Consider the following 1,526-nt stretch of genomic DNA (forward strand, 5'->3'; position numbering starts at 1 on the left):
GCCTTGTACACACCGCCCGTCACACCATGGGAGTGGGCTGCACCAGAAGTAGATAGCTTAACCTTCGGGAGGGCGTTTACCACGGTGTGGTTCATGACTGGGGTGAAGTCGTAACAAGGTAGCCCTAGGGGAACCTGGGGCTGGATCACCTCCTTACTGACGCTATTTTTGCGAGTGTTCACACAGATTGTATAGGTTGAAGTATTAAAGARGATATGTTCCCAAACATATCAGCGTGTCCCATTCGTCTAGAGGCCTAGGACACCGCCCTTTCACGGCGGTAACAGGGGTTCGACTCCCCTATGGGACGCCACTTTATAAACATACTTTCGAGTGTGATTACAAAGTGGTTTATTTAGCAATAAACGACATGCTCTTTAACAATCTGGAAAGCTGACAAGTCATTCTTAAAGAATGACAGTAAAGTTCTCAATCAGTGACATGTAATGTCACTCACACAATCAAGTGTGCTTGGGCTTTGTCTTATTTGATAAGCAAAGTCTCTATTTTGAGTCCGGCAAAAACAAAACCTTAATTGGTTGATGATTCAACACTGAGTGGTTTTGCGACGCAGATTTCTTTTTTAGACAATCTCGCGCGAGGCGTTTGTCGCGGGGAGCGTAACGTGTTACGTGACCAAGCAAACGGTGAGCAAGAGGCCGTATAAAAGAGAAAGATCGAGCAAAAAGACCTCTTGGGGTTGTATGGTTAAGTGATTAAGCGTAGACGGTGGATGCCTTGGCAGTCAGAGGCGATGAAGGACGTAYTAACYTGCGATAAGCCCAGATAAGGCAGTAAAAGCCATTTGAATCTGGGATTTCCGAATGGGGAAACCCACCTGCATAAGCAGGTATCTTAGYGTGAATACATAGCGCTAAGAGGCGAACTCGGGGAACTGAAACATCTAAGTACCCGAAGGAAAAGAAATCAATTGAGATTCCGGCAGTAGCGGCGAGCGAACCCGGAGCAGCCCTTAAGCGGCTTAGGCGTTAGGTGAACAGGTTGGAAAACCTGGCANACCGACGGCGCCTTAGACGTGAAAACGAGTAGGACGGGACACGTGATATCTTGTCTGAACATGGGGGGACCATCCTCCAAGGCTAAATACTCCTGACTGACCGATAGTGAACCAGTACCGTGAGGGAAAGGCGAAAAGAACCCCTGTGAGGGGAGTGAAATAGAACCTGAAACCGTCTACGTACAAGCAGTGGGAGCCTCCTTTGTGGGGTGACCGCGTACCTTTTGTATAATGGGTCAGCGACTTAATGTTAGTAGCAAGGTTAACCGCATAGGGGAGCCGTAGGGAAACCGAGTCTTAACTGGGCGWRYAGTTGCTAGCATTAGACCCGAAACCGAGTGATCTAGCCATGGGCAGGTTGAAGGTTGAGTAACATCAACTGGAGGACCGAACTCACTAACGTTGAAAAGTTAGGAGATGACCTGTGGCTAGGGGTGAAAGGCCAATCAAACTCGGAGATAGCTGGTTCTCCCCGAAAGCTATTTAGGTAGCGCCTCGGACGAATACT

The 1,526-nt window shown here is 48.4% G+C and carries 1 tRNA gene and 2 rRNA genes; all 3 read left to right on the forward strand.

Annotated features, from left to right (window positions below):
* A 16S ribosomal RNA gene (locus tag BZG72_RS16030) occupies positions 1–156 on the forward strand; the annotation flags it as partial.
* 81 nt (positions 157–237) lie between these two features.
* Positions 238–313 (forward strand) — tRNA-Glu (locus BZG72_RS16035).
* 393 nt (positions 314–706) lie between these two features.
* A 23S ribosomal RNA gene (locus BZG72_RS16040) occupies positions 707–1,526 on the forward strand; the annotation flags it as partial.

The organism is Salinivibrio sp. PR6, from assembly GCF_001995955.1.
GTDB lineage: Bacteria > Pseudomonadota > Gammaproteobacteria > Enterobacterales > Vibrionaceae > Salinivibrio > Salinivibrio siamensis.